Raw genomic sequence first — 21,028 nt, forward strand, 5'->3', positions numbered from 1 at the left:
CGGCGGCGGGTTGCGCGATTTCTCCGACGTAATGCGACGGCCGCGTAAGGGCGCGCTGGGAATTGTGGATTGAGAATAGGGGATGCTGGATTGGATTCCGATCAACCAGCCAGGCCCAGCAGACGTGCGGCGCGTCGGGTTGAAGCATGTCTCTTGACGGCACCGCCCTGAGCTTTTCACCCGCCGAAAATCCAACCCACCACAAACCGCCCCCGACGAACGAATTGCCCCTACTCCGCCTCATACACGAGTTTGCCGTCGATGTAGGTGGCGATGACGCGCGTGTCAAGGAGACGTTCGTCCGGAACCTGCATGATGTCCTGGGAGAGCATCACGAAGTCGGCTTTCTTGCCGGCTTCCAGCGAGCCGGTCTCCTGCTCTTGAAAGGCCGCGTACGCGGCGCCGAGGGTGAACGCGTGAAGCGCGGATTCACGGGACACGGTTTCCTGAGGTAGCCAGCCTCCTTCCGGCAGGTTTTCGGCATCCTGGCGGGTCACGGCTGCGTGGAAGCCCTCGATCGGGTCGACGTCTTCAACAGGAAAATCGGATCCGAACGCGAGGTGCGCGCCGCTTTCCTGGAGAGACTGCCATGCGTAGGCGCCGTCTAGTCGCTCCTCGCCGAGGCGGGCTCTGGCCCAGGGCATGTCGCTGGTGGCGTGGGTCGGCTGCATGGAGGCAATCACGTCCAGACCGGCGAAGCGGGAAAGGTCGTCCGGGTGCAGGATTTGGGCGTGTTCGACGCGATGGCGTCCGATGCCCGTGCCGAGGGAGTCGAACGCGGCCTCGAAGGCATCGAGCGTGACGCGGTTGGCGCGGTCGCCGATGGCGTGGATGTTGACCTGGAATCCGCACCGAACGGCGTCCATGACGTCTTGCCGTAGCACGTCGGGTTGCTTCATGAGCAGTCCGCGATTGCCCGTGTCGTCGCTGTAGTCATCGAGCAGCGCGGCCCCCCGGCTGCCGAGGGCACCGTCCACGTACAGCTTGACGGACTGCACGCGGAGGCGGTCGCCGGTGGCGATGGTTCCTTCGCGACAGAAGGAATCGAACGTGTCGCCCCGCCCGCCGATCATCGCGTACATGCGCACGGGGAAGCGACCCTCTTCGATGAAGCGCTGGTACCGCTCCACGTCGGAGCGCGTGACGCCGGCGTCGTGGACGCTCGTGAGGCCGTGCCGTGCGGTCTGATCCAGCGCCCGGCGGAGGGCGTCGTCAAGTCGCTCGTCCGAGTACTCCGGTATCTGGCTCGTGATGATGCCTGCCGCGGCGTCGATGAGGATTCCGGTTGGCGCGCCGTCGTCATCGCGTCGGATGCTGCCTCCCGCCGGATCGTCCATGCCCTGCAGCGTCTGCATTCCGACGGTTTGCTCGATGGCTGCCGTATTTACCCATCCCGCATGGCCGTCAATACGTTCGAGGTAGATGGGCCGGTCGGGGAAGGCTGCGTCGAGATCCTGTCGCGTCGGGAAGCCGGTGGACGGCCAGTCGTTCTGGTCCCATCCGCGTCCCTGAAGCCACGCCCCCTCCGGGAGGTCGGCGGCAAACGTCTTCAGGGAATCGATCACCGCGTCCTTCGATGGGGCGCCGATGAGGTTGGTCTGTAGCAGGCTTCGGCCCAGCCCCATCAGGTGCACGTGCGCGTCAATGAGGCCGGGCACGATGGTTTGCCCGCCGGCGTCCACACGGTCCGCATCCGGGTAGGCGTCCAGAATGGTCGCTTCCGTGCCAACCATGACGAGCCGGTCGTCCCGCACGGCGAACGCTTCGGCCCGGGGCTGATCGGCGTTCACCGTGTAGACGGTGGCATTGTGCACGACGTAGTCGGCCGCGGGCTGGGCGTCGGAGGGTGGCGCCAGCACGAGCGTGCCGGCCAGGAAGAGAAGAGAGGCGATCAAACGCATGATGTGGGGTGTGGGGATGGGAACGGGGGAGAGGGCGAGAGGGGGAAAGTGTGAAAGGGGGAAAGGGGGGAAAGGGGTAACTCCAGGGCGATTCCATGCTCCGGAATCCCTAATTCTCAATTCCTAATCCGCACTACTTCGCATTTCGTGCTTCGAACTTCGCCCTCGAACTATTTTTCGATCCAGAGGGTGACGGGTCCGTCGTTGGTCAGGTGCACGTCCATCATGGCGCCGAAGACTCCTGTGGGAACGTCTCGACCGAGCGACTTGCTCAGGCGGTCGACGAAGTCGCGGTAGAGCTCTTCGGCCGGTCCCGGGGCGGCGGCGTTCGTAAACGACGGGCGGTGGCCGCCGGAAACGTCGCCGTAGAGTGTGAACTGGGGAACGACGAGCACATCGCCGCCGATGTCGAGCACGGACTTGTCCATGCGGCCGTCATCGTCCGGAAAGACGCGCAGGTTGGCCACCTTGTTGACGAGCCACTCGCACTCCGCCTCTGTGTCGCCCTCACGGACGCCGAGAAGGACGAGAAGGCCGTCGTCGATGGCACCGGTCGTTTCGCCGTCGACGAGGACGGAGGCGTTGCTCACGCGCTGGACTAAAGCTACCATTTTGGGGAAAGGGAGAAAGGGAGAGAGGGAGAGAGGGAGAATGGGGGCTTAGACGAGGCATCTCCGACTGCCCAGACGAACGGCGTTTCTTCGACCCTCGACAATCGGCATTCGTAACTCGCCATTCGACATTCGCAATTCGACATTCGCAATTCGCCCGTCTAAAGCGTTCTTGACAGGTATTGCCGGACGGCCTGCATGGCTTTTTTTCTGTGGCTGATCGCGTTCTTGGCGTCGGCGTTCATTTCGGCGAACGTCTGGTCGTGGTGCTCCGGGATGAAGATGGGGTCGTAGCCGAAGCCCTGGGTGCCGCGCGGGGCGCGGGCGATGCGTCCCTCGCACACGCCTTCGAAGTAGCGGGCGGTTCCTGATCCATCGACGAGGCAGGCGACTGTACGAAAGCGGGCCGACCGATCGTCCACCTCGTTCAACTCGCCCAACATCTTGGCCGTATTGTCAGCAGCGGTGGCGTCGGGCCCGGCGTACCGGGCGGTGTGGACGCCAGGCGCTCCGTTCAGGGCATCCACCTCAAGGCCGGTGTCGTCGGCGAGAGCGGGAAGGTTGATGGCTGTTGCGTAGGCCCGTGCTTTTTTCTCGGCGTTTCCCCGCAGCGAGGGGGCGTCCTCCACGACGTCGAGGGGCGCGTCGAGTGCGTCGGCCGGCAGAATCTCCACGTCGAGGTCGGATAGCAGCGCCCGGATCTCTTCGACTTTGCCGGGATTGCGCGTCGCAAGGAGAAGGCGAAAGGCCATGAGGCGGCGTCGGACTGAACGGGGCACGATGGAGCGGTGGTTACTGGAAACCTATGGACGCCACAGCCCGCGGTCAAGACGGTTCGTAACAGCGCAGACACCGTTCGGGTTTTCCTGCCACACCATCCTTGAGGATCTTCGTCCAGCTATGTTGATCTTTCACACCGTGTCCGGTGTCGCCGCACTGATTGCCGGTCTGGCGACCTGTGTCACGACGAAAGGGACACGTCTGCACCGTCGGGTTTGGGTGGCTCTACAGTGTGTCGATGTACAGCCTGTGCCTGTCGTCTTTCTTCATTTCCGCCGATATCCTCTCGTTCGTCGAGATCGCCGGGATGCACTACGGCATCTTTCACGTCTTCGCTCTCTGGGGTACGACCCAGCTGTCGGTGGGCCTCTACATCATGATCCGGCGCCATGCCTTCTCGGAGCCGCTGGAGTGGCACATGTACAACATGCTCTGGTCCGTGGTGGGCCTCGTCATGGCGACGAACTCGCATTTGTTCCGGTACGTCTCGCCCTGGATCACGAGCCAGATGGGCCTCTCGATCGGGTGGGGGATTGGACTCACGGGCCTGCTGCTCTGGGGCGTACCGGTTGTGGTGGGCACCGTCTGGATCGAGCGCCTGCGTCCCCGGTACCGTGGCGCCTCCGCCGATGCGGTTCCCGCGTAACGTAGGTCTACGTCCCTGTAGGATCGGGTAGTCTGACCCATGATGCCTTTCTAAAATGAGGCATAAAAACGAGAAAGGACGTCTCCGCGGGGGAGGCGTCCTTTCTCATTCGAGCGGGAAACGTCCGGTGTAGATACGCGAAAACAGCGATCCCGGGGATGGGACCGCTGCAGATCGCGATCAAGCAAGTCGTCTGGATCGCGCGGCCCGAGGGGGCGGCGCGGACGGCCGGTTTACTTCCGCTTGCGGTTCTTGCCGCGGTTGCGGTGGCGACGCCGGCGAGACTTTTTGGCACGAAGCCGCTTCTCCTCCGATGGCTTCATGTATGCCATGTTCTGCCGGTATTCGCGCAGCACGCGGCTGCGGTTCACCTGGCGACGAAAGCGCTTGAGCGCGCGGTCGATCGATTCGTTTCCTCGTACTTTAACACCAACAGCCAAAATAAATCCCCTCTGGAAAAGGTATTGTTCGAGTGACGGATTCGCTCGGGTCGCCTCCTGCGATCACAGGAGGCGTAGCGGGTTTGCGGACAGATTATAACACGACCGCAACAAGCATGTTTCTGCCGATGCGGGTACCGGCGTCCGGCGGCCTGCAAGCATGTGGCAAGAACGATGTGCCGGGCTGGTTTCGCAAGGGAGGCAGAGGAACAGACCGTGAAATCGGCGACGTGGGCGGTGAGGGCGACCAACGTAGAAACGCCCGCTCCGGCATACGGCCAGAACGGGCGCTACGTCCACCCGAATGTTGGGTGTGATGGTTACTCGTCGAGGCCGAGAGCCGCCATCACGACTTTCTCCTGCTCGTGATTGTGGACCTTCGCCGAGCCGGTGGCCGGGCTGGCGCTGGCCGGGCGTCCGACGTAGTGCACCTGCTCTTCGCACGTGCCGTGGATGTCGGCCAGGAGCTCGTCGAGGCGCCAGCGGAGGAACGACCAGGCACCCATGTTCTGCGGCTCCTCCTGAACCCAGAAGGTCTCGGCGCTCTGGTAGCGCTCCAGCTGTTCGCAGAGATCCTCTTCCGGGAACGGGTAGAACTGCTCGACCCGCGTGATGGCCACCTTGTCCTGCAGCTCATCGTGGTTCTCGAGCTCCTTGACGAGGTCGTAGTAGACTTTCCCGCTGCAGATGAGATGGCGCTCCGTCGTTGACGGATCGGTTTCGGCCGGGATGACTTCCTGAACGCCGCCGTCGGTCAGTTCATCCGGCGTCGATACGCACATTGGGTGACGCAGCAGGCTCTTCGGCGTCATAACGATGAGCGGCTTCTTGACGTCGCGCTTGACCTGTCGACGCAGGGCGTGGAAGTAGTTCGCCGGTGTCGAGAAGTTGGCGACGACCATGTTCTGCTCGGCGCAGAGCTGGAGGAAGCGCTCGAGGCGGGCGGACGAGTGCTCCGGCCCCTGACCCTCGAAGCCGTGCGGCAGCAGCGCGACGAGGCTGGAGGTCTGGCCCCACTTCTCCTCGGCGGCGCTGATGAACTGGTCCCAGATGATCTGGGCGCCGTTGGCGAAGTCGCCGAACTGCGCCTCCCACATGACGAGAGCGGACGGGTCGGCAACCGAGTAGCCGTATTCGAACCCGAGGACCGCGTACTCCGACAGCAGGCTGTCGTAGATGAGCAGCGGCGCCTGATCAGGCGACAGGTTGTTGACCGGCGTGTACTCGTCCCCGGTTTCCTGATCGATCAGCACCGCGTGGCGCTGGCTGAAGGTTGCGCGGCGCGAGTCCTGTCCGGTGAGGCGAATCTTGGTGCCCTCCTGTAGCAGGGAGCCAAAGGCGAGGATCTCCGAGAACGCCCAGTCGATGCGTTCCTGCTCGTAGAAGAGGTCGTCTCGCTTCGCAAACTGTCGCTTCAGCTTGGGGTGGACGTTGAAGTCGTCCGGCAGGTTGGTCAGCGACTCGACGACGCGCTCCAGGTGCTCGCGTTTCGCCCGCGTATCGACTTCGGGGAGGCGGGCATCGGCCTTGCGGCGGGCCTTACGCTCGATCGTTGTTTCTGCGTCCTTCTCCTCCAGGTCTTTCGTGCGGTCGAAGGCTTCCTGCAGGCGATCCCGGTAGTCATCGAGCATCTGCTCGGCTTCGTCCGGCTCGAGCTCGCCGCGACGCAGCAGGAGCTCAGTGTACAGCTTCCGGGGCGAGCGCTTCGCCTCGATCTTCTCGTAGAGGAGCGGCTGCGTGAAGGTCGGCTCGTCGCCCTCGTTATGTCCGTGGACGCGGTAGCACATCATGTCGATGACGACGTCCTTGTTGAAGCGCTGCCGGTATTCGAAGGCAAGGCGCGCGATGCGCACGCAGGCTTCCGGGTCGTCGCCGTTGACGTGGAAAATGGGCGCCTCGATCGCCCGCGCAAGGTCCGTGGCGTAGGTGGACGAACGGGCGTCCTCCGGTACGGTCGTAAAGCCGATCTGGTTGTTGATGACCAGGTGGACGGTGCCGCCCGTTTTGTAGCCGCGGAGCTGGCTCAGGTTGAGCGTTTCCGCGACTACGCCCTGACCCGGAAAGGCTGCGTCGCCGTGGACGAGCAGCGGGAAGACCTTGTCGTAGTACTCGCCGTCGGTCGTGGACGGGTGGTCGCCGCGCATCAGGTTCTGCTTCGCCCGCACCATGCCTTCGACCGTCGGGTTGACGGCTTCGAGGTGGCTCGGGTTGGAGGCGAGGGTAACGTCGATCTTCTCCCCGTCCATCGACGTGAACGTGCCCTCGTTGCCCAGGTGGTACTTTACGTCGCCGGAGCCCTGCGTCGTGTTCGGGTCGATGCTTCCCTCAAACTCGGAGAAGATCTGCTCGTACGGCTTGCCGATGATGTTGGCGAGCACGTTCAGGCGGCCCCGGTGGGCCATCCCCATCACGACTTCCTCGAGGCCCTGGTTGGCGGCATCGGAGAGGATGGTGTCGACGATCGGGATCATCGTCTCTCCGCCTTCCAGTGAGAAGCGTTTGTGTCCGATGTACTTCGTGTGCAGGAACCGTTCGAACGACTCCGCCGCGTTCAGCTTCTGCATGATGCGAAGCCGCTCTTCTTTGGAGAGCGTCGGCTGATCGTTCTGCGGCTCGATGCGGTTCTGGATCCACCCCTTCTCTTCCGGATCCGACAGGTGCATGAAGGCCGTCCCGATCTTGCGGGTGTAGGCCTCGCGGAGGACCTTCAGGATTTCTCGGAGGGGAAGCCGCTCTTCGCCGCCGAGACCCCCGGTGATGAACTCGCGGTCGAGGTCCCACACGGTGAGCCCGTAGGTGGCGGGGTCCAGCTCCGTGTGGTACTGCCATTCGTAGCCGAGCGGGTTGGTGTCTGCCTGCAGGTGGCCGCGGACGCGGTAAGCCCGGATGAGCTGCAGGACGGACGCCTGCTTCTCCGTCATGTCCAGCTCGTTATTCTGTCCGACCTGGCCGAGTTGCGGCGTCGAGTCGCTGAGCATGCGGAACGGCTGGTACGGCACGCCCAGATCGGAGAAGAGCTGGTTGTAGAAGTCGTGCTGCCCCATTAGCTGCTCCTCGATGTAGTTGAGGAACGCACCGCTTTCCGCGCCCTGGATGACGCGGTGGTCGTACGTGGACGTGAGCGTCATGACTGGCGAGATGCCCGCCTTGCTTACCACGCTGTCGGCGTAGCCGCGGTACTCCGGCGGGTAGCCGATCGCGCCGGCCCCGACGATTACGCCCTGCCCTGGCATAAGGCGCGCGACGCTCATCGACGTCCCGATCATGCCCGGGTTCGTGAGGGTCGCGGTCGTGCCCTCGAAGTCCGAGATCTTGAGGTTGCCGTTTCGCGTTCGGCTGATCAGGTCGTTGTAGGTGCCGAGGAACTGCGCGAAGTTCATCGACCCCGCGTCTTTGATGTTCGGCACCATCAGCGTGCGCTTACCGCGCCGCTCGATGTCGATGGCCAGGCCGAAGTTGATCTGCTTCGGCATCACGTGCTGCGGCGTTCCCTCCTCGTCACGGGAGAAGGTGCTGTAGAGCGACGGCTGTTCTTTTAGCGCCTGCACGACCGCGTAGGCGATGATGTGTGTGAAGGAGACCTTTTCCCCGCCGACCTGCCGTTGGTAGTCGTTCAGCAGCTTCCGGTTTTCAAGGAGGAGCTTCACCGGCATGCGGCGCACGGAGGTCGCCGTCGGCACGCCGAGGCTGTCCTCCATGTTCTCGACGATCTTCGCCGCCGGACCGCGAAGCGCCTGGACTTCCACCTTGTCTTCCTGCACAGCGGGGGCGGAGGCGGGCGTCACCGGGGCGCCGTCGCCGGTCGGCTGCTTGGCCTCAGCGGGAGCGGTGCTCTGGTCCGGAGCGGGCGGGGCTGTAGAGGGCTCCCCGTCTCCCTTGCTTGGGGTCTCGCTCGGGGTCTCCGTCGAAGGCGTGGCCGCGACGAAGGACTCGTCCGGGTGGTAATCGGCAAAGAAGTCCCGCCAGCTTTCGCTTACGCTGCTGGGATCCTCTTGGTATTGCTTGTACAGCTCTTCAATATAGCCCGTGTTGAAACCGAGGGAGCTCACAGTGGAACGGGGGTTTGGCGTAAAAAGGGAACAATCACGACCGCTTCAGCACCCATGCGTTACGAGGCATGGCGGGCAAGGATTCGGGCTCGTTGCATTCCGGTTCGACCGAACCTGGAATTCAAGAGATGAAGGATGGGCGCAGGGTGGGGACGGGAAAACGAACGCCATCCGGGGACGCCCCTGGCGCACGACGCTGCCCACGCTGACGCGTGCTATGAAGGGAGCGCCAAACTTGAAGGACGGCCGAGGCGAACGGGGAGGTCACGTCCAAGGAGGAGGGGTTTGAGGTGAGGGGCGTGAGGGGGCAGGGTCCGAGAGGGGCATCAGAACCCGCCGGCGGTGAATGAGACCGTGACGACGGCGTCGCGCGTCTCCCTCGTGACGCCGCCGAACACGCCCACCCGTAGCCCGATGTTGTTCTTGTCGGTGAGACGGAGGAGGCCGTGCGTTCGCAGTCCGACAATGTCGAGCGGCATCGCGACCGTTGCGAAGAGTCCGCCTTCGTCGGCCCACGTCTTGACCTCCTCGCGCCGGTAGCCCACGGCGACGGCCGCCCCACCGGACGAGCCGTTCAGCACGCGGTGCTGTAGATAAACTTGCGCCGTCGCCGACTCCTCGCCCGGCCCGAAGGCTCCGGTGGCGTACACGCTCGGGGTGAGGCGAAGCGTTGCGTCGATGCCCGCGACCAAGACGCCGCCCGTGGCGGACATGGCGAACGCACCTTCCGAGTCGTAGAGCGCGATGTAGGTTCCGATTCGGGGAAGATCAGCATCCGACGCCCTCAGGTAGCGCGTGTCTCCCGTTCCGGCGGGCGGCGACGGCAGGTGGGCGGCCGATGTCGTCGTGAGTCCGATGCCGGCCGCGGACGTGTGCCGGGGCGTCGTCGACGCGTCCCGAAACATTACGGTCTCGCTCATTGGCGCATGACCGAGACATCCGGTCGTGGCGAGAAGTCCGAGGAGAATGGCGAGTGTGGGAGCGACGGCGTTTGGGAGACAGCGGGACATGGTGTAGAGGGACCAAAGGAGCGGGAGATGGCACTCATTGAGCCGCGACGCGGCCACCGGTCGTCACATTCAATATCCCGTCCGATCCGGTCGTCCCGACCGGCGGACCGCTCCCATCTCCGTGGCCGGATTTTACATCCATCCCTGGGCGCGGTACCAGTCGATCGTGTCGGCGACGCCCTCGTTCAGGTCGATTACGGGATGGTAGCCGAACGCCTCGCGCGCCTTCTCGCTGGAACAGATGGTGCAGGCGTGCCGGATTTCCTTCGCTTTCTCCCGGTTGAGCGCGGGGTAGTTGCCCGTCAGACGCCCGGCGAATTCCGACGCTGCTCCCACGAGACCGACGAGCGGGGTGGGTACTGGTAGCGTGATCGCCCACGTGTCGAGGGCGGCGGTGGCGGCGTCTTTCACGTCGTTCCACGAGTAGGCGTGCTCGCTCCCGATGAAGTAGGTTTCGCCTACGGTCGCGTCCGACTCGGCGCACGCCACCATCCCCCGGGCCAGGTCCCGGACGTGGACGAGGCTCACCGCCGGCTCCGATGCCGGACCGGCGACCGGGCAGATGTGTCGCTGGACGGCCTGGAAGAACTGCAGGATGTCCCGGTCACGCGGACCGTATACGGCCGGCGGGCGGACCACGGTGATGGGCAGGGCATCGGCGTACGACTCCGTCATCTGGTGCGGATTGCGGATCGACGCCTCCATCTCCGCCTTGCTGCGTCCGTAGCGGCTCACGGGCTGAAGCGGCATGTCCTCCGTAGCTTCCGCAGCGTCGCACCGACCGACGGCAGCCAGGCTGCTCGTCACCAGCACGCTGTTCACGTCTGGGGCGGCGTGCTTGACGGCACCGAGCAGATTCATCGTCGACGTGACGTTGGCCTGCTGCAGCGCCTCGTAGGTGCGGGCTCGCGTCCGGCCGCCGACGTGGTACACGCGATCGACGCCGTCCAGCGCGTCCCAGAGCATCTCGATGTTGGAGAGCTCGCCCTCGACGTAGCTCACCCGGTCCGGTGCAGTCGCGTGAATCTCTTCCAGCCACTTCGGCTCCGAGCGGACGAGGCACCGGACCTCCGCGGCCCCGCGGCGGAGAAGTTCTTGCACGACATGACTCCCCACGAATCCGGTGCCGCCGGTGACGAACACGGTCTCACCGTTCGTCGCCGCATCGTCGGCGGCGGTCATCGCTTCGTACTGGGCGTAAGTGGTCACGGAACGAGCTTGGATTCGTCAGGACATGTGGCCGGTTGGCGTAAGCGTCGCGTCGGGGAAGGTTCGGAGGGAATTGCGAATGTCGAATTGCGAATGTCGAATTGCGAAGGGCGAAGTGCGAATTGCGAAGGGCGAATGGGTGGGTGAAACGCCACAGTCCTCACGCCACAGTCCTCACGCCACAGCCCTCACGCGACAGCCCTCACACCTCACCCCGTTTCCTCGGGACACATCTGATCGCAGAGCCCGTACGTGATGCGTCATCGGCCCTTGTTAATCACCGTTTTTGCTCATGGCCACCTTCGACTTTACTCGTGACACCGGCGTCCCGCTGGATGCCGAGACCACGATCGAGAGTGCTCGTGCGATCCAGAAGCGGATCGAGGACGTCGTTCCCGGGCAGGTGAAGGACCTTGTGGTGATGGACGGGGGCACAGAGGTTACCGTGTTCGGGGAGGCCGTCTCCGAAGAGGTGCGCGAGACCGCGATCCTGCTCGCCGGTAACGTGAAGGGGATCACGCAGGTGAACGACGATGCGCTCATGGTCCGGGACGCGGACACCAAGGCCGAGCCGGCATTCCGGACGGTGCAGGCGGGAGAAACGCTGGCAAGCATCTCCGAGGAAACCTACGGCGACGCCGGCAACGCCATTCAGATTCGGCAGGCCAACGACTTCCTGCTCGACGCATCCGGCGAGGTCAAGCCCGGCCAAACGATCCGACTCCCTTGATATAGGTGTGAAAGTGTGAGAACCCGTTTGGCGGACTGTCTGCGGCCTGCGACTTCCCGGATCTCGCTCCACGAAGCTACGGCACTCGCCCGGTAGCTTCACTACAGGGCTCGTTTGAGCGCTACGTGGAGGCTTCGACCACTATGTCTCGGCGTCGCGTCCATCCACCAAACAGGTTCTTTAGGTATTGAGGTGTGTAGGCAAGCGGTTCAGATCCCCAAACCTCACCGATCCTTCCCCCATTCTCCCTTTCCCCTATCCTCCCTTTCTCCCCTTCCCACATTCCCCCGGTCCCCCTCACCTCCGGGTGCAGCGGACGACGTTTTCGATGTGCGGGGTGTGGGGAAACATGTCGACGGGTTGGACGCGGTCGATGCGGTAGTGATCTTTGAGCCGGTCGAGGTCGCGGGCCTGGGTCTGCGGATTGCAGCTGACGTAGACGAATCGCTCGGGGTGCAGGTCGGCGATCTGCTGGACGACCTTTTTATGCATCCCGGCGCGGGGCGGATCGACCAGCAGGACATCCGGGCGGCCGTGCTCGGCGATGAACGTGGGGGTGAAGACGTCCTTCAGGTCGCCGCTGCGGAAGGTGCAGTTGTGGACGTTGTTCATTGCCGCGTTCGTGTGGGCGTTGTCGATCGCTGCCTCGACCATTTCGACGCCGATGACCTTGTCGACGCGGCGAGCCAGGAAGATGGAGATCGTGCCGGCACCGCAGTAGAGGTCGTAGACGCGGTCGGTCGGCTTCAGGTCGGCGAAGTCGCGCGCGACCTCGTACAGCGTTTCCGCCTGGCTTGTGTTCGTCTGGAAGAACGCGCTCGGGCTGATGGCGAAGCGGAATCCGCCGATCACGTCGTAGATGACGCCGGATCCGAAGATGGTCCGTTCGCGGCCCTGCGGGTTCTGCGACTTGCCCCGGTGGTTGGTGTGAACGAAGGTCGACACTTCGGGGAATTCGTTCTGCAGGAACGCCGCCATCGCCTCCATGCGCTCCTCGTCGTAACCGTTGGTGACGAGGTTGACCATGACATCGCCGGTGTGCTCTCCCGTGCGAATGACGAGGTGGCGCAGGAAGCCGGTGTGGTTGCGGATGTCCCACGCTTCCCAGCCGCGGTCCTTCACGAAGTCGCGGATGCCGTTGACGAGCTTCGGCGTGATGTGCGCCGGAAGGTGGCATTCCTGCAGGTCGAGCACCTTGAAGAAGTTGCCGGGGACGTGCAGGCCGACCGCGAAGTCGGTGTCGAAGTCCTTTCCGGAGTCGATTTCCGCCGAGGTCAGCCACCGGTCTGCGCTGAAGTCGAAGTCCATCTTGTTGCGGTAGTTGTACGGCGTGTCGCACCCGATGACGGGTGGCACGTCGATGCCGGAGAAGTCGCTGTGATGGGCGAACGTTTCCTCGACGCTTTGTCGCTTGGCTTCCAGCTGTGCCTCGTACTCCACGTGCTGCCACTTGCAGCCGCCGCACTCGTCGGCGTAGCGGCAGCGCGGCTCCGTGCGGAGTTCGCTCGGTTCCAGGACCTCGTCGATCTTGGCCTCCGCGTAGCTTTTTTTCTTCTTGAAAACGTAGGCCTTCACGCGATCGCCCGGGACGGCGCCGTGGACGAAGACGACGTAGCCGTCGACGCGGGCCAGGGATTTGCCTTTGTCGGCGAACTTTTCGATCTCCAGCTCGATGTGCTGGCCGCGTTTGACGGTTGCCATGGGAGGCGGTGCGGGAAGGGAAGTAGAACATTTGGCGGACAGGGCTCCACGGTGGCCCGTCACCTCCGGTTCCACGGAGGCCGTCCGGAGTGAGAGCAGGCGGGACCGGAAGCGTTCCGCGTCCATCCAACCCACAACCCACGACGCACGATCTGCGACGCGTAATATCGTGGGTAGACCGGGCTGTGGGGGCTGAGGGGATGCGGATCGGGGAGAGTCGGAGCGATGGACGCGCCCCGCGTGCCCGGCTGCGCCGGCACACCGGTCGGGAGTGGCCGAGCGGCGTACGTGTCCCCGGTTTTCCAACAAAAAAACGGAGCCGCCGGGGTCGGAGCTCCGTTGGTCGGTGTGCTTCGCAGGGTGCATGCGGGGTGGAGCCGCGACGAGACGCGTCTCCACGGTGCAGAGCACTGGTTATGCCGAAAATTTGTAGCCGATGCCGTAGACCGTTTCGATGAACTGCGGCTCGTTCGGATCCGGTTCGATCTTTTTGCGGAGCGAGGCGACGTGGCGGTCGATGGTGCGGGTGGTGATGTCTCCGCTGATGCCCCAGACGTCGCGGAGCAGCTGTTTTCGGCTGACGGTGCGGCCCCGGTGGTTGATGAAGTACTCCAGGATGTCGAATTCGAGCGATGTGAACTCGACCTCTTCCCCGTTTTTGACGGCGGTGTGGGTGTCGAAGTCGACTTTGACGTCGCCGAACGTGTAGGCGTCGTCGTCGACCTCCGAGGAGCGGCTCCGTTCGAGGACGGCGCGCACCCGGGCGGCGAGTTCTTCGGCGTTGAAGGGTTTGGTGACGTAGTCGTCCGCTCCCAGGTCGAAGCCCCGGAGTTTGTGTTTGTCCTGCCCCTTCACGGTGAGCATAATGACGGGGGAGTCGACGCCGGCCTTGCGGGCTTCACGGAGGACGTCGAAGCCGTCCTTTTCCGGGAGCATGACGTCGAGGAGGACCACATCGTACGGCGGGAGCGTCGTGATCTGCTGCATCGCTTCCGCACCGTCGGTCGCGCGCGTCACGTCATACCCTTTGATCGAAAAGAAGTCTTCGAGACCCGTGCCCACTTCTGGGTCGTCTTCGACGATCAAAATTCGTGCGTTGGTGGTTTCCATTGAGGAAGAAGCGGCATGTGGAAAGTTAGTGCGCGTCGCACCCGTCCCGGCGATCAGAGACGCGCCGGCAGACGACGATCAAGGTAGCAAACAGATTCGGTAGATGCAGACCGGTCGGTTCGAAAGATGTCGAAACCGGGACGGTCTTACGAGGATCCATGCCAGATGTGGAATGGGGTGGGCACCGACGGATGGGCGACCGCCAATTCAGCGTGGATTCGCTCTGACTGGTGCGTTTGCGTGGTGTGCTGCCGAACGGAAGCTTCGGGTTGTCGTTTATCCGAGCACAGCAATCCCGATCCCGCCCGACCTTTCCGAGACGCCGGCTTGCCCGCGCGACCCATGGACGGCAGTCTTCTTTTCGACCCGCAATATCTTCCGATCATCCTCGCTACCCTCATCGGGTTTAGCGTGCTGGCCGCCGCGCTGCTGGTGCCTGTTTGGCGGTTTCTGGATCGGGAGGAGAAGGTCGCCGAGAAGTGGACGCCCGATCAGATCGCCGAGCACATCGAGAAGGTTCGCGCCGAGCAGGCCGAGAAGGAGGCACAGGATCCGTCGGACGAGGCCTTTTCCGACATTGGTTCGGAGGCGCCGGAGGACGACCCGTCTGCCGCCTCGGAGCGCACGTCGTAGGGTTACGGCGTCACGGTTCGCCGACGCGAACGAGGGGGCGGACGGCGTCCAGCGTTTTCGGTCCGATGCCCCGGACGCTGGTAAGCTGTTCGACGCTCGTGAAGGGTCGCCGCTCGCGGTGCCGGATGATCCGGTCGGCGAGGGACGACCCGATGCCCGGCAGCTCTTCCAGCTGGGTAGAGGACGCCGTGTTCAGGTTGACAGCCCGGCCAAACGGATCTTTCCCCGCGGCAGGCGTCGGTGATGGCGCTCCGGCTGCGTCGGCCTGTGCGACGGGTGGCTGGGTCGTGTCGGAGACGTGGAGCGTGTCCGACAGGTCGAGCGAGTCGGTGAGAAGCAGGCTGCGATCGACGGGCGGGACGTTCCGTTTCTGGACGTACTCCGCGAGTAGACCGGCGAAGAAGAGGGCGAGCACGGAAAGAATCGCCAGCGCCTCGCGGCGCGTGATGGCCAGCCGCTGCTGCAGGAGGTGGAGCCAGTGCATCGGGGCGGGAGGTCGGATGGAGGCGGCCTATTGATCGCGAAGTGTGCGGTCTCGTACTATTCTGTAGACACATCGAGGCGCGACCGCATAACACCGACGTCCGGTTTTCCCATCCAGCTAGTTGCCACCCATGGCCCAGCGCGACATCATTCGGACGCAGGCAATCGTGCTGCGGGGGATGGACTACAGCGAGACCAGCCGGATCGTGACGCTGTTCACCCGCGAGCAGGGGAAGCTGAGCGTGATGGCGAAAGGCGCGCGCCGGACGAAGAGTTCGTTCGGCTCGACGCTGCAGCCGATGGCATTCACGCAGGTCGTGTACTACTACAAGCCCACGCGTACGCTGCAGATGTTGAGCGAGAGCAGCCATGTCCGCGCGTTTCACGACCTGAACCGGCGGCTCGACAAGATCACCATCGGCCTGCGCATCGTCGAGCTTGTGGACGCGCTGATGGAGGAGGAGGACCCGCAGCCGGCCGTCTTCCGGCTGACCCTGAGCGCCATGGATGCGCTCGACCGCGCCGAGGAGCGGATCGACAACCTCTGGCCGTTTGTCCAGCTTCGGGTGGCGCGCGTGCTGGGGGTGGCCCCGGCCATCGACCGCGACAATGTCGAGGCCGTCACCGACGAGGGCGGGATCCTATCCCTCGCGAATGGGGGGGTGTATCCCCGGACGGCCCGGCCGAGTCACGCGCGGAAGGCGTCGCGGGCTGCGCTCCGGGCGTTTGCCATCCTGGCCCGCGCGGATGTGGACGTGATCCTCCGCATGGACCTCGACCGCCAGACCCGGGCTCGGGTGCACCAGCTCGTGGCGGAGTACATGCAATTTCACTTCGAGTCCGCGTACCCGACGCGAAGCCGGGATGTGATTTCGCAGATGAAGGGGCAGGGGTAGGGACGGGTTTGTTCGTTGGATCGTTGATGCGTTGGATCGTTGATGCGTTGGATCGTTGATGCGTTGGGTCGTTGATGCGTTGGGTTGTGATGGGGGGCGTAGTGGGTGCTGGGTGTTGGTTCTGAGTACTGAGTGTTGGTTGAGCGTGCTGAGTACTGAGTACTGAGTGCTGAGTGCTGAGTGCTGAGTACTGAGTGCAGGGTGGGGTGCTGAGGCGGTGGGAATTGCCGTTATTGAGAGCGTGCCCGTTTGAACTCTTTCGGCTTTTGTATTTCCCTGTTTGCCGTGTGCGTGCCGCGTCATGCGGGAGGCGCTCCGGGCTCTAGACGGCGGGTGGCGTCGTTCCCGGCGTGAGGGTTTGGTTGGTTCGGCATCGCGGTCGGGGATCATAAAACGCGAACCCCTGCTCGCGTCATCCCGGGCCGTCCACTCCAGGCCCCGGAGCGCGTCCCACATTCACACGTTCGCCCTTCTCCCCTTCTTCCCTTCTTCCCTACAGGTCCTCCCCGCTTGACCTTTTCCGGCGGTGTGGCTACTCTTACTGTGTGGAACATATGTTTCGGGCCGCAACGCCGAGAGAGGCTGATTTTCTGGTGTCCGTTTTTTCGTGGTCCGGCGCACCGTCGGCATGCATTGCCGGTTTTCCCGCTCGCCGAGTCGCGCGACAGATCACGCTGCCAACCTATGGGTCGGAAAAAGCTCACCGCCAAGCAGCACGAGTTCCTCCAGTATCTGATCGACCACACGCAGGAGCATGAAGTGTGGCCGACGTACCGGGAGATCATCGACCATTTCGGGTACCGCTCGCCGAACAGTGTCACGCAGAATCTGAAGGCGCTGCATCGGAAGAAGCATCTGGTCCGTGACAGTCAGGGCTATCAGCTGGCGCCGAAGCACCGGGGGGACGATGAGGAGACCGGCATTCCCGTTCGCGGGATCATCTCCGCCGGGACGCTCCAGGAGGCCGTCGAAGCCGACCTGGGTACCATCACGCTCGACATGATCTTTCCCAACATCGACCGTCTCTTTGCGATTCGGGTCGCGGGCCAGTCCATGCAGGGGGCCGACATCCGCGATGGGGATTACGTGCTGCTGATCGACGACGACATACCGGAAGGGGGCATCGGGGCCGTGCTCTATAATGGCGAAACCTCGCTCAAGCGCGTCTTCCACGACAAGAATGGTCTCCGGCTGGAGCCCTGTAATCCGGAGTACGACGACATCCACATCCATCCGGACGTCTTCGAAGAAGTGACGATCCTCGGGCGCTACGTTGGCCATGTCAACGAGCGCGGGATCTTCAAGCGGCGCTCGGCGGCGTGACGGAGTGTCGATCGGGAATTGCGGATTTCGGATTGGAGATAGGGCAGGCGCGCATGCCGGGTCCGGAGATCGGGTCGGGAACGTTTCGTCAGGAAAGGATTCCGTAGGTTTCTGACCCGACGCTCGGTGCTTGGACGAGCGCACAGACGGGGGTCAGTCGAACGCGCTGCACGCCCGCACGGTACGGTCGCGTTCTGCCTCTTTCCCCTTACGACTCCTCCCAGACATCCTCTATGTCTCTTTCGAACTGGACGGCCAATGTGCGCCGGAATGGTGGGTTCTGGCGCGACGGCCGCTGGTACGACCTGCACCTGGAGCGACGGATGCCCCTCGCGCTACCGATGCTCGAGGAGCTACGCGACGCGCTTCCCCCGCTCCCGCCGGGGACGGGGGTCTGCGATCTCGCCTGCGGCACGGGCAATGGCGCGGTAACCGTTCTCAGCGCCTACCCGGAGGTCCACATCACGCTCGTAGACGAGGACCCGGACCTGCTCTCGATCGCGCGAGAAAAGGCGGACGCGCTCACGCTCGATGCCGAGCCGCTTCAGGCGTCCATCGAGGCCGACGGCGAGCCGATCCCCGGCGGTCCCTACGACGTGGTCGTTGCCTCGCTTGCTCTCCATGCTATCGTCGGACATGACATCGAGCGGGCGGAGGCGGAATCTCGCTATGACCTTCTCTTTCGTAGCATCGCCGACCGACTGGCTCCCGGCGGGCACTGCTTCGTCGGCGATCACGTCGGCACGCTCCCGCTCTTTGCGCAGCTCAAAGCGATGGAGCGCGCCGGCTTCCGCGACGTCGACTGCGCCTGGAGACAGGACGACTTCTTCGTTGCCGGCGGACGGGTCGGGGAATAGATTGCGGATTGCGGATTGAGAATGGCAGCGAACCAAGCCTTCTGCCCCCATTCGACAATCGACAATCGACAATCGACAATTGATAATCCCTACCGTTCGCTCTGGATGCGGTCGTACGTTTTCTTCAGGTCGACGTATGGCTCGGGGTAGTCGGCGCCGAGGATGCAGCTGTACGCTTCCTGCTCTTCGGGGCTCATGGTATGAGGTTCGTGGACGTATTCGTCCGGGACATCCGACAGTTCCGGCAGCCAGTGGCGGACGTAGTCGCCGTCTGCGTCGTAGCGCTGGGCCTGCTTCACGATGTTGAAGTAGCGCGATCGCGGGTCGTTGCCGACGCGCGAGTTGTACGCCCAGTTGCCCCAGTTGCTGGCCACGTCGTAGTCGACCAGCTTGGACTCGAAGTAGGCCGCGCCCATCCGCCAGTCCAGCTTCAGGCTTTGCGACAGCATGCTGGCGACGTTCTGTCGGCCGCGGTTCGACATGAAGCCGGTCGTGTTCAGCTCCCGCATGTTGGCGTCGATGAACGGAATGCCCGTCGTGCCCGTCGCCCACTTCTCAAACGACTCGTCGTGGTAGGACCAGTCGATGTCGTTGTCATTGAGCCCACCGGGGTAGAACAGTTTCGGGCCGGCTTTCCAGGTGACGTAGGTGAAGAAGTCGCGCCAGATAAGCTCGAAGATCATCCAATAGGTCGACTTGTTGCTGACGCGCCGGTCCTCGTAGCGCTGGACCTCCTCGTAGATCTGCCGGGGCGTGATGCAGCCGTGCGCGAGCCAGGGGCTGAACTTGGACGAGTAGTCCTCGCCCAGCAGTCCGTTGCGCGTGGCTTTGTACTCTTTGAGGTGGTCGTCGCGCCAGATGTATTGTTGGACGCGGTCGAGTCCCTGCGTCTCGCCGCCCTCAAACGGCAGCACGCCGCGGTCGTCGACGGCCGGATTGCCCTCCACGCCGAGGTCGTCGTTCGACGGAATCGTCCCGGGGTCCACGGCATCCGGAAGCGGCGCAAGCTGGGAGGGCGCAGCGATGGTGGGGCGGACCTGCGACTGCTTTTGCAGTTTCTTTCGGAACGGCGTGAAGACGTCCGGTACGTCGTTCGGGGCATCAAACGGCGCGTCGTCGAGGTGATACAGCGTTTTTCCCCAGAAGTACGCCGGACGCGCGTCCGTGTCGGCCACAGCGTTCTCGACGGCCGTTTCGACCTCCTTTTCTTCGGTCCCGACCTCCTCGAACATGTAAACGTCCGTGGCCCCCGTGGCGCGGATCAGTTCCGGCAGCACGTCCTCCGGCTTGGCGTGGCGCACCACCAGGTCCGCGCCGAGGTCCTGCAGGGACGCCCGCAGGTCGGCGACGCTCTCACGCAGGAAGCGCGCCCGGATCGGCCCCGTCTTCGGGAGATCGAACATCGTCGTGGCAAACTGGCGCGGGTCGAAGCAGTAGACCGGGATCACAACGTCGTGACGCTCCTCCGCGTACGAAAGCGCCTCGTGGTCGCGGATGCGAAGGTCGTTACGGTGCCAGACGATGGCGGTGGACATAGCGGCGAGGTTTCGGGTGTAAGGGATGGGAGATGAGTGGGCTGTCGTACGTCTGTATGTTTGTACGTAAGTACGTTCTTGAAAGCGCCCCCTGCCGGGTTGGCTGCATGGGTTGTCCTCGAATACGTACACACCTAAGCACCTTCAACCGACAACGCTAGTCGTTTTTCGCCCACGGAATATCGTCTCGGTTTTTGTTGCGGCGGCAGCGCTGAGAGCAGTATTTCACGTTCTCCCAGTCGTCCTCCCACTTTTTTCGCCACTCGAACTCGCGGTTGCAGACGGGACAGGTCTTTGTCGGGAGGTTGCCTTTTTGGTGGCTCATCGTGCGCGAGGCGGTCGTTATGACAGGTATGGAGCGCAACGACGGTCGTGATGCGAGGTGCCTGGTCGAGCGAGGATCTTACCGGCTCGTCAAGTCCCGCACGCGGTCGAAACGTGCTATCGCCGCCGGGTATTGGTTCATGGATTTCTCACGGCGGCCGGGTGGCCTGCCTGGACGCGCAACGGAACAGGGGAAAAGAGGCAGCGTTTGCCCAAGCGACTTATGATGACGCTCCGCCTACCGCGGAGATGATCCAGATGGGGCTATAGCTCAGTTGGTAGAGCGCTGCAATCGCACTGCAGAGGTCAGGAGTTCGAATCTCCTTAGCTCCACACAAAAAACCCCACGAGAACGCCCGAAACGGCGTTTCTGGCGGGGTTTTCTGCGTTTACCTAGCTCTGTAGATTGGATGAGATAGTAAGGTCTCGCGGTGAAATGCCGATTTCTGTCCCGTATTGATCTCGTGAAACCGGCCATGCGGGCTGGTATCTTTCGGAAGGTTGCAGCGCTAGAAAAGGAGAACGCAGCGAACCTGGGGAGTCCCTTTGTGGAAGCTATCGGGGAGTTCCCCGCGAAGTTATGGATATGCTAGCTGAACTGTGGGAAAGCCACAGAAGAACCCCGAGTCTGAAGATTAGCGTGCGATACTCAGCCTATGACTCAAACCACACTCGGATATGCTTCGATCTTCTTAACCTTCGTTGGAGGAAGTATCGCCCGGCATTTATGTTGCGGTCTATGTACACGCACGTTGCTTTCTTCCTTCTGACTCCCTAATGGCTCCTGCAT

18 protein-coding genes and 1 tRNA gene are annotated in these 21,028 nt (G+C 63.3%); 7 read left to right on the forward strand and 12 right to left on the reverse strand.

Features of this window, described 5'->3' with window-relative positions; all coding sequences use genetic code 11:
- Positions 1-230 precede the first annotated feature (230 nt).
- The 3 genes from ACFCU0_RS15540 to rdgB form a co-directional block, all read right to left on the reverse strand.
- A complete protein-coding gene (locus ACFCU0_RS15540; protein WP_434974597.1) occupies positions 231-1,901 on the reverse strand; it encodes an amidohydrolase in 1,671 nt (556 codons plus the stop codon).
- Between the two features lie 170 nt (positions 1,902-2,071).
- Positions 2,072-2,512 carry a D-aminoacyl-tRNA deacylase gene (dtd, locus tag ACFCU0_RS15545; protein ID WP_434974598.1) on the reverse strand — a complete coding sequence of 147 codons (441 nt, stop codon included), beginning with the start codon at positions 2,510-2,512 and terminating at the stop codon, positions 2,072-2,074.
- A 161-nt stretch (positions 2,513-2,673) separates the two neighbouring features.
- On the reverse strand, positions 2,674-3,264 hold the full coding sequence (rdgB, locus tag ACFCU0_RS15550) for an RdgB/HAM1 family non-canonical purine NTP pyrophosphatase (protein ID WP_434974599.1): 591 nt from the start codon (positions 3,262-3,264) through the stop codon (positions 2,674-2,676).
- A 206-nt stretch (positions 3,265-3,470) separates the two neighbouring features.
- Between rdgB and ACFCU0_RS15555 the strand changes: the two genes are divergently transcribed.
- Positions 3,471-3,938, forward strand: coding sequence for a hypothetical protein (locus ACFCU0_RS15555; protein ID WP_434974600.1), 468 nt, complete (start codon positions 3,471-3,473; stop codon positions 3,936-3,938).
- A gap of 233 nt (positions 3,939-4,171) precedes the next feature.
- Here the strand turns inward: ACFCU0_RS15555 and ACFCU0_RS15560 are convergent, their stop codons facing one another.
- The 4 genes from ACFCU0_RS15560 to ACFCU0_RS15575 all read right to left on the reverse strand — a co-directional run bounded on the left by ACFCU0_RS15560 (position 4,172) and on the right by ACFCU0_RS15575 (position 10,646).
- Positions 4,172-4,309, reverse strand: coding sequence for a hypothetical protein (locus ACFCU0_RS15560; protein ID WP_434974614.1), 138 nt, complete (start codon positions 4,307-4,309; stop codon positions 4,172-4,174).
- Between the two features lie 389 nt (positions 4,310-4,698).
- Positions 4,699-8,427: a multifunctional oxoglutarate decarboxylase/oxoglutarate dehydrogenase thiamine pyrophosphate-binding subunit/dihydrolipoyllysine-residue succinyltransferase subunit gene (locus ACFCU0_RS15565; protein WP_434974601.1), complete on the reverse strand. Its 3,729-nt coding sequence runs from the start codon at positions 8,425-8,427 to the stop codon at positions 4,699-4,701.
- 326 nt (positions 8,428-8,753) lie between these two features.
- On the reverse strand, positions 8,754-9,437 hold the full coding sequence (locus tag ACFCU0_RS15570) for a hypothetical protein (protein ID WP_434974602.1): 684 nt from the start codon (positions 9,435-9,437) through the stop codon (positions 8,754-8,756).
- Between the two features lie 132 nt (positions 9,438-9,569).
- Complete coding sequence (locus ACFCU0_RS15575) at positions 9,570-10,646, reverse strand: NAD-dependent epimerase/dehydratase family protein (protein WP_434974603.1); 1,077 nt, start codon at positions 10,644-10,646, stop codon at positions 9,570-9,572.
- A 292-nt stretch (positions 10,647-10,938) separates the two neighbouring features.
- Between ACFCU0_RS15575 and ACFCU0_RS15580 the strand changes: the two genes are divergently transcribed.
- Positions 10,939-11,376 carry a LysM peptidoglycan-binding domain-containing protein gene (locus ACFCU0_RS15580; protein WP_434974604.1) on the forward strand — a complete coding sequence of 146 codons (438 nt, stop codon included), beginning with the start codon at positions 10,939-10,941 and terminating at the stop codon, positions 11,374-11,376.
- 297 nt (positions 11,377-11,673) lie between these two features.
- Here ACFCU0_RS15580 and rlmD read toward each other — a convergent pair whose 3' ends face one another.
- Both rlmD and ACFCU0_RS15590 read right to left on the reverse strand, forming a co-directional pair.
- Positions 11,674-13,077 (reverse strand): 23S rRNA (uracil(1939)-C(5))-methyltransferase RlmD, encoded by a 1,404-nt coding sequence (gene rlmD / locus ACFCU0_RS15585; RefSeq protein ID WP_434974605.1) that lies wholly within the window; start codon positions 13,075-13,077, stop codon positions 11,674-11,676.
- Between the two features lie 414 nt (positions 13,078-13,491).
- Positions 13,492-14,187 carry a response regulator transcription factor gene (locus tag ACFCU0_RS15590; protein WP_434974606.1) on the reverse strand — a complete coding sequence of 232 codons (696 nt, stop codon included), beginning with the start codon at positions 14,185-14,187 and terminating at the stop codon, positions 13,492-13,494.
- 342 nt (positions 14,188-14,529) lie between these two features.
- Here ACFCU0_RS15590 and ACFCU0_RS15595 point away from each other — a divergent pair, with 342 nt between their 5' ends.
- Complete coding sequence (locus ACFCU0_RS15595; protein WP_434974607.1) at positions 14,530-14,820, forward strand: hypothetical protein; 291 nt, start codon at positions 14,530-14,532, stop codon at positions 14,818-14,820.
- 10 nt (positions 14,821-14,830) lie between these two features.
- Here ACFCU0_RS15595 and ACFCU0_RS15600 read toward each other — a convergent pair whose 3' ends face one another.
- A complete protein-coding gene (locus tag ACFCU0_RS15600) occupies positions 14,831-15,304 on the reverse strand; it encodes a ComEA family DNA-binding protein (RefSeq protein WP_434974608.1) in 474 nt (157 codons plus the stop codon).
- A gap of 130 nt (positions 15,305-15,434) precedes the next feature.
- Between ACFCU0_RS15600 and recO the strand changes: the two genes are divergently transcribed.
- The 3 genes from recO to ACFCU0_RS15615 all read left to right on the forward strand — a co-directional run bounded on the left by recO (position 15,435) and on the right by ACFCU0_RS15615 (position 18,379).
- Positions 15,435-16,199 (forward strand): DNA repair protein RecO, encoded by a 765-nt coding sequence (recO, locus tag ACFCU0_RS15605; protein ID WP_434974609.1) that lies wholly within the window; start codon positions 15,435-15,437, stop codon positions 16,197-16,199.
- A gap of 684 nt (positions 16,200-16,883) precedes the next feature.
- Positions 16,884-17,522, forward strand: coding sequence for a LexA family protein (locus tag ACFCU0_RS15610; RefSeq protein ID WP_434974610.1), 639 nt, complete (start codon positions 16,884-16,886; stop codon positions 17,520-17,522).
- A 233-nt stretch (positions 17,523-17,755) separates the two neighbouring features.
- Positions 17,756-18,379 (forward strand): class I SAM-dependent methyltransferase, encoded by a 624-nt coding sequence (locus ACFCU0_RS15615; protein ID WP_434974611.1) that lies wholly within the window; start codon positions 17,756-17,758, stop codon positions 18,377-18,379.
- A gap of 89 nt (positions 18,380-18,468) precedes the next feature.
- Here ACFCU0_RS15615 and ACFCU0_RS15620 read toward each other — a convergent pair whose 3' ends face one another.
- Both ACFCU0_RS15620 and ACFCU0_RS15625 read right to left on the reverse strand, forming a co-directional pair.
- Positions 18,469-19,914, reverse strand: a complete 1,446-nt coding sequence (locus ACFCU0_RS15620; RefSeq protein ID WP_434974612.1) for a DASH family cryptochrome — start codon at positions 19,912-19,914, stop codon at positions 18,469-18,471.
- A gap of 157 nt (positions 19,915-20,071) precedes the next feature.
- Positions 20,072-20,239, reverse strand: coding sequence for a DUF2256 domain-containing protein (locus ACFCU0_RS15625; protein WP_434974613.1), 168 nt, complete (start codon positions 20,237-20,239; stop codon positions 20,072-20,074).
- Between the two features lie 259 nt (positions 20,240-20,498).
- On the opposite strand from ACFCU0_RS15625, the gene ACFCU0_RS15630 reads away from it, so the two are divergent.
- Positions 20,499-20,571: transfer RNA gene (locus tag ACFCU0_RS15630), tRNA-Ala, on the forward strand.
- Positions 20,572-21,028: the final 457 nt, after the last annotated feature.

The sequence above is a fragment of the Longibacter sp. genome (assembly GCF_051155795.1).
Taxonomy (GTDB): domain Bacteria; phylum Bacteroidota; class Rhodothermia; order Rhodothermales; family Salinibacteraceae; genus Longibacter.

What these genes read in the sequence shown, in the direction of transcription:
- ACFCU0_RS15610 (WP_434974610.1), top strand. Translation starts at nt 16,884, where the DNA reads ATGGGTCGGAAAAAGCTCACCGCCAAGCAGCACGAGTTCCTCCAGTAT.
- ACFCU0_RS15600 (WP_434974608.1), bottom strand. Translation starts at nt 15,304, where the DNA reads ATGCACTGGCTCCACCTCCTGCAGCAGCGGCTGGCCATCACGCGCCGC.
- rlmD (WP_434974605.1), bottom strand. Translation starts at nt 13,077, where the DNA reads ATGGCAACCGTCAAACGCGGCCAGCACATCGAGCTGGAGATCGAAAAG.
- recO (WP_434974609.1), top strand. Translation starts at nt 15,435, where the DNA reads ATGGCCCAGCGCGACATCATTCGGACGCAGGCAATCGTGCTGCGGGGG.
- ACFCU0_RS15625 (WP_434974613.1), bottom strand. Translation starts at nt 20,239, where the DNA reads ATGAGCCACCAAAAAGGCAACCTCCCGACAAAGACCTGTCCCGTCTGC.
- ACFCU0_RS15570 (WP_434974602.1), bottom strand. Translation starts at nt 9,437, where the DNA reads ATGTCCCGCTGTCTCCCAAACGCCGTCGCTCCCACACTCGCCATTCTC.
- ACFCU0_RS15580 (WP_434974604.1), top strand. Translation starts at nt 10,939, where the DNA reads ATGGCCACCTTCGACTTTACTCGTGACACCGGCGTCCCGCTGGATGCC.
- ACFCU0_RS15590 (WP_434974606.1), bottom strand. Translation starts at nt 14,187, where the DNA reads ATGGAAACCACCAACGCACGAATTTTGATCGTCGAAGACGACCCAGAA.
- ACFCU0_RS15540 (WP_434974597.1), bottom strand. Translation starts at nt 1,901, where the DNA reads ATGCGTTTGATCGCCTCTCTTCTCTTCCTGGCCGGCACGCTCGTGCTG.
- ACFCU0_RS15615 (WP_434974611.1), top strand. Translation starts at nt 17,756, where the DNA reads ATGTCTCTTTCGAACTGGACGGCCAATGTGCGCCGGAATGGTGGGTTC.
- ACFCU0_RS15620 (WP_434974612.1), bottom strand. Translation starts at nt 19,914, where the DNA reads ATGTCCACCGCCATCGTCTGGCACCGTAACGACCTTCGCATCCGCGAC.
- rdgB (WP_434974599.1), bottom strand. Translation starts at nt 3,264, where the DNA reads ATGGCCTTTCGCCTTCTCCTTGCGACGCGCAATCCCGGCAAAGTCGAA.
- ACFCU0_RS15595 (WP_434974607.1), top strand. Translation starts at nt 14,530, where the DNA reads ATGGACGGCAGTCTTCTTTTCGACCCGCAATATCTTCCGATCATCCTC.
- dtd (WP_434974598.1), bottom strand. Translation starts at nt 2,512, where the DNA reads ATGGTAGCTTTAGTCCAGCGCGTGAGCAACGCCTCCGTCCTCGTCGAC.